The sequence below is a fragment of the Kitasatospora sp. NPDC004240 genome, from assembly GCF_053603215.1.
In genome coordinates this window covers 1-5,526 of sequence record NZ_JBSGFD010000334.1, presented here as the reverse complement: position 1 = coordinate 5,526, position 5,526 = coordinate 1, and the positions used below count along the sequence as shown (strand labels likewise).

Below are 5,526 nucleotides of genomic sequence, written 5' to 3'. Positions count from 1 at the left end.
CCGCGAGAACGTCGAGAAGTTCATCAAGGGCGAGGTCGAGCGCTGAGCGCAGCGACACTCGCGACTGTCCGACGCTGAGCGCTGAGCGCAGCGAAACTCGCGACCGTCCGGCGCAGCGCGCTGAGCGCGGAGCGGCGATCGCTGAGCGCGGCGCGCTGAGCTGACCGTCCGACAGCGGTGAAGGGCCCACGGCCGACGGCCGTGGGCCCTTCACCGTTTCCCGGCCGATGTTTCACGTGAAACACGGAGCCGTTCCATGGCAATCTGGGCGGGTGGCGATCACGGAGAACGGCAGCACCCAGTCCGCGCGTAGCGCCACGCTGCTCGGGTTGCTCCGAGGGCGTGACTTCCGCAGGCTGCTGACCGCCCGGGTGCTGTCCCAGCTCTCCGACGGCGTCTTCCAGGTCTCGCTCGCCGCCTACGTGGTGTTCTCCCCGGAGAAGCAGTCCTCCCCCGCCGACATCGCCTCGGTGCTCGCGGTGATGCTGCTCCCGTTCTCGGTGATCGGCCCGTTCGCCGGGGTGCTGCTGGACCGCTGGCGCCGCCGTCAGGTGCTGTACTTCGGCAACCTGGCCCGCTTCGGGCTCGGTCTGGTCACCGCGGCCCTGCTGCTGGCCGAGGCCCCGACCGAGCTGTTCCTCGGCTCGGCGCTGCTGGTCACCGCGCTCAACCGCTTCATCCTGGCCGGCCTCTCCGCCGCGCTGCCCCGGGTGGTGGCCCAGGAGCAGCTGGTCACCGCCAACGCGATCTCCCCGACCCTGGGCAGTGTCGCGGCCGCCTCCGGCGCGGGGATGGGCTTCCTGCTGCACCAGGTGATGGACCCGGGCCCCCGCGCCGACGCCGCCCTGGTGACGGTCGCCGCGCTGCTCTACCTCTCCGCCGCGCTGGCCGCCGTCCGGATGGACCGGGACCTGCTCGGGCCGGAGCACCGGAAGGAACACCCCGCGCTGCACCGGGCGATCGGCCAGGCGGCCCGGGAGCTGGGCGCCGCCGTGCGGCACCTGGTCCGTGACTGCCGGCCGGCGGTGCACGCGCTGGCCGCCGTCACCGCCGCCAGGTTCTGCTACGGCGTGCTGATCGTGGTCGTGGTGATGCTCTCCCGCTACACCTTCAACGACCCCTCCGACGCCTCGGCCGGCCTGGTCACCCTGGGCCAGGCGGTCGGTCTCTCCGCGGCCGGCTTCTTCCTGGCCGCCCTGATCAGCCCGTGGTGCACCCGACGGCTCGGACTGGCCGGCTGGATGACGACCTGCCTGGTGGCACCGGTGGTGTTCGTGCCGGCCCTGGGCCTGACCTTCTCGCTGGTCCCCTGCCTGATCGCCGCGCTGCTGCTGGGCGTGGTCACCCAGGGCACCAAGATCTGCGCCGACACCGTGGTGCAGGAGTCGGTGGAGGACGACTACCGGGGCCGCGTCTTCGCCATCTACGACGTGCTGTTCAACGTGGCCTTCGTGGCCGCCGCACTGGTCACCGCGCTGGTGCTGCCGCTGTCCGGCCGGTCGGTGGCGGTGGTGGCCGGGGTCTCCCTGGTGTACGCGCTGGCCGCGGCCGCGTACGCCCGCGCGGCCCGCCGCGGGGGACCACCCGGAGGCGCCCCGCACGGCCCCGCGGAAGGCCCGTCGAACCCCTGATCCTCCGGCGCCGGGCCCGACCTCGGGCCGGGACGGTCCGTGCGAGTCGCTAAGGTACGTCAGATCTGTCACAGCGACAGCACGTATCCACGGGGGATCTGATGAGCACACCGCCGCCCAATCCGTACGGCCAGCCGCCCCAGTACGGCTACCCGCAGGCCCCGCAGCCGTACGGCGCGCCGGCCCCGCAGTACGGTGCCCCGCAGCCGGCCCCGGCGGGCTACGGCCAGCCGCCGGCCCCGCCCGGCTACGGATACCCCGCCGCTCCCGCCCCGGCCCCGGCCGCGCCGCCGTACGGCCAGCAGCCCCCGTACGGGCAGCAGCAGCCCGCGCCCTACGGCGCCCCGCAGCCCGGCTACGGCCAGCAGCAGCCGTACGCGCCGCAGCCCACCGGCCCGGCGGCGCCCGCGAAGAAGGGCATGAGCGGCAAGACCAAGCTGAAGATCGTCGGCGGCGTGCTCGGGGCCGGCGCCCTGGGCATCGGCTACCTGGTGCTGGGGCCGAGCGTCAGCAGCGCCGAGGTCGGCGACTGCGTGAAGGTCTCCGGCAGCAGCGACGCGGACGTGGTGAAGTGCGGTGACGCCGGGGCCACCCACAAGGTCCTGGCCAAGCACACCGGGACCACCGACACCACCCGCTGCGCCCAGACCCCCGGCACCACCGCCTCGATCTCCGGCCGCAGCGGCGGGCGCAAGAACAAGACCCGGTACGTGCTCTGCCTCGGCCCGGTGTCGCCGGGCGCCACGCCGGCCAAGGTGCCCGGCACCACGCCGGCCAAGGTGCCCAGCCCCACCCTGACGAAGAAGCCCTGACCCGTCTCGACCACCGTCCCCGGGGGATCCATGTCCGTTCCGCCTCCCCAGGTCCCGTACGGCGCGCCGCCGCCCGGCGGTGACAACCCGTACGCCACCGGCAGCCCGTACGGCGCCGTCCCGGCCGGGGCGCAGCCGCAGCCGCCGGGCCCGCCCGGCTACGGCTACCCGACCGCGCCGGTCCCCGGCCCCGGCCCCGCGTACGCCGCCGGCCACGCGCCCGACCCGGGTCACGGCCCGGGTTACGGGCCGGGCCAGCCCGGCGGCCCGGTCTGCCGGGTCTGCGGCGGGTTCCCCGCCGTGGACACCAGCGTCCGGGCCCACCAGGGGCTGATCGTGGTCATGCGGTTCCTGAAGCAGCCGGGGCCGTTCTGCCGCACCTGCGGCACCGCGCTGGTGCGTGACATGTCGGCCAGCACCCTGGTGCTGGGCTGGTGGGGCTTCCTGTCGGCGTTCTTCGCGCCGGCCACCCTGCTGCGCAACCTCGCCGCGTACAACCGGATCAAGCAGCTGCCCCCGCCGGTGCCCGGCACCCACGGGCCGCAGCTGGACCCCGGGGTGCCGCTGACCAAGCGGCCGCAGATCTTCATGCTGGTGCTGCCGGTCATCTCGGTCACCTCGATGATCGTCCTGATCGCCACCGGCGCGCTGGCAGGCTCCGGCGACCGGGGCCACAGCTCGTACGACCAGCCGCGGGCGCTGCCCACGGTGACCGTGCCGAGCTTCCCTGCGCCGACCTTCTCGATGCCCTCGTTCTCGCTGCCGCCGATCCCGGAGATCACCACCTCCCCGCTGCCCCGGCCCTCGGCCACCCCGAGCCGGCCGGGCGGCGACGTCGAGCGGGCCAAGGCGGGCGACTGCCTGCGCAACGAGAACCAGACCGGCGCCTCCGGGACGAAGGACCCCAACCCGAGGCTGAGCGTGCTGGACTGCTCGGACCCGCGCGCCCAGTACAAGGTGGTCGCCAAGGTGCCGGGCGCCACCGACGGCCAGAACGCCTGCGAGAAGTACCCGGACGCGGAGATCTGGTTCCGCCGCGACGGCGGGACCACCGCGAGCAGCTTCGTGCTCTGCCTGGCGCCGCTGTCCGCCAAGGGCGCCGCGTCCTGAGAGCGCCGGGACCGTCGACGGCGAAGGGGTGGACCGGAGAACCGGTCCACCCCTTCGCCGTACCGCGCCTTCGCCGTGCCGGCGGCGGGCTCAGCCCTGCTGGGCCTGCCACCAGGCGCGCAGCGCGGCGACGGCCTCGTCGTGCTCCAGCGGGCCGTGCTCCAGACGCAGCTCCAGCATGTGCTTGTACGCCTTGCCGACCATCGGACCGGGCTTGAGGTCGAGCAGCTCCATGATCTGGTTGCCGTCCAGCGCCGGGCGGATGGCGTCCAGCTCCTCCCGGGCCTGCAACTCGCCGATCCGCACCTCCAGACCGTCGTAGGTGCGCGAGAGCGCGGCCGCCTTCTTCCGGTTGCGGGTGGTGCAGTCGGAGCGGGTCAGCTTGTGCAGGCGCTCCAGCAATGGGCCGGCGTCGGTGACGTAACGGCGCACCGCGGAGTCGGTCCACTCGCCGCCGCCGTAGCCGTGGAAGCGCAGGTGCAGCTCGACCAGGCGCGAGACGTCCTCGGTGAGCTCCTTGGAGTACTTGAGCTCCCGCATCCGCTTGCGGGTCATCTTGGCGCCGACCACCTCGTGGTGGTGGAAGGAGACCCGGCCGTCGGACTCGAAGCGGCGGGTGCGCGGCTTGCCGATGTCGTGCAGCAGGGCGGCCAGCCGCAGGGTCAGGTCGGGGCCGTCCTGCTCCAGGTCGATGGCCTGCTCCAGGACGGTCAGCGAGTGCTCGTAGACGTCCTTGTGGCGGTGGTGCTCGTCGCGCTCCAGGCGCAGCGCCGGCAGCTCGGGCAGCACGTGCCCGGCGAGGCCGGTGTCGACCAGCAGCCGCAGGCCCTTCACCGGGTGCTCGGCCAGCAGCAGCTTGTTCAGCTCGGCCTGGACCCGCTCGGCGGAGACGATGGTGATCCGCTCGGCCATCGCGGTCATCGCCTCGACCACCTCGGGGGCCGGGTCGAAGTCCAGTTGGGCGGCGAAGCGGGCGGCGCGCATCATCCGCAGCGGGTCGTCGGAGAAGGACTCCTCGGGGGTGGCGGGGGTGCGCAGCACCCGGGCCTCCAGGTCCTCCAGCCCGTGGTGCGGGTCGACGAAGCCGCGACCGGGGAGGTCGACGGCCATCGCGTTGACGGTGAAGTCCCGGCGGACGAGGTCCTGCTCGATGGTGTCGCCGTAGGTGACCTCGGGCTTGCGCGAGGTGCGGTCGTACGCCTCGGAGCGGTACGTGGTGATCTCGATCAGGAAGGAACCCTCCGGGGTGTCCTTCCGGGCGCCGACGGTGCCGAAGGCGATGCCGACGTCCCAGACCGCGTCCGCCCAGCCCTTGACCAGCTTGAGGACCTGGTGCGGGCGGGCGTCCGTGGTGAAGTCCAGGTCGTTGCCGAGCCGTCCCAGCAGGGCGTCCCGGACCGAGCCGCCGACCAGCGCCAGCCGGTGGCCGGCCGCCTGGAAACGGCGGGCGATCTCGTCGGCGACCGGGGAGACCCGCAGCAGTTCCTGGAGGCCCAGGGTCTGCGCCTGGGTCAGGCCCGGCACGACCTGCGTGACGGAGCTGGAATGATGGGCGCTGGACTGGTGGGCGGTGGACTCATTGGCAGTGGACACGGCTCACAAGGGTACGTGCCCGGGCAGCCCCGCTGCCCGCGCGTTTCCGCGGCGGCTCATCCCCCGGCCCCCGGCACCGCGCGTCCGGCCACGTCGTTACCATGCCGGTGGAGCGGGTCCCCGGCACGGGAGACGGGTCGCCGTGCCACGTACCACCACGGCCGGCCGGCGCACGGACGGCCGCGTTCCCACGGCTGGTGGTTCCAGCCCGTACGGCATTGCAGCATCTGGCATCAAGCGATCGAGCAGCAGCGACGATCGAGAACGGCGAGGGCGAAGCGCGTGGTCGAGCCGGCACGTCACCCGGGCCCGGGGCGGGCCCCGCAAGCGTACGCAGAGCCCGGGCGCGCCCCCGGGCACGCCGCGCGCGGGCGCCGCAC

At 73.8% G+C, this 5,526-nt stretch carries 4 protein-coding genes; 3 read left to right on the top strand and 1 reads right to left on the bottom strand.

Translation table 11 applies throughout. The annotated features are described in order from the left end of the window. The first annotated feature begins 272 nt into the window (after positions 1-272). The 3 genes from ACWEQL_RS40535 to ACWEQL_RS40525 all read left to right on the top strand — a co-directional run bounded on the left by ACWEQL_RS40535 (position 273) and on the right by ACWEQL_RS40525 (position 3,553). Positions 273-1,631: an MFS transporter gene (locus ACWEQL_RS40535; protein ID WP_452156326.1), complete on the top strand. Its 1,359-nt coding sequence runs from the start codon at positions 273-275 to the stop codon at positions 1,629-1,631. A 101-nt stretch (positions 1,632-1,732) separates the two neighbouring features. Then, positions 1,733-2,443 carry an LppU/SCO3897 family protein gene (locus ACWEQL_RS40530; protein ID WP_452156324.1) on the top strand — a complete coding sequence of 237 codons (711 nt, stop codon included), beginning with the start codon at positions 1,733-1,735 and terminating at the stop codon, positions 2,441-2,443. A gap of 30 nt (positions 2,444-2,473) precedes the next feature. Further along, a complete protein-coding gene (locus tag ACWEQL_RS40525; RefSeq protein ID WP_452156322.1) occupies positions 2,474-3,553 on the top strand; it encodes an LppU/SCO3897 family protein in 1,080 nt (359 codons plus the stop codon). Between the two features lie 90 nt (positions 3,554-3,643). On the opposite strand, the gene ACWEQL_RS40520 is transcribed toward ACWEQL_RS40525, so the two are convergent. Then, complete coding sequence (locus ACWEQL_RS40520) at positions 3,644-5,077, bottom strand: CCA tRNA nucleotidyltransferase (RefSeq protein WP_452156328.1); 1,434 nt, start codon at positions 5,075-5,077, stop codon at positions 3,644-3,646. Positions 5,078-5,526 lie beyond the last annotated feature (449 nt).

Excerpts from the sequence above, each read along its gene's own strand:
- ACWEQL_RS40530 (WP_452156324.1), top strand. The coding sequence starts at position 1,733 with ATGAGCACACCGCCGCCCAATCCGTACGGCCAGCCGCCCCAGTACGGC.
- ACWEQL_RS40525 (WP_452156322.1), top strand. The coding sequence starts at position 2,474 with ATGTCCGTTCCGCCTCCCCAGGTCCCGTACGGCGCGCCGCCGCCCGGC.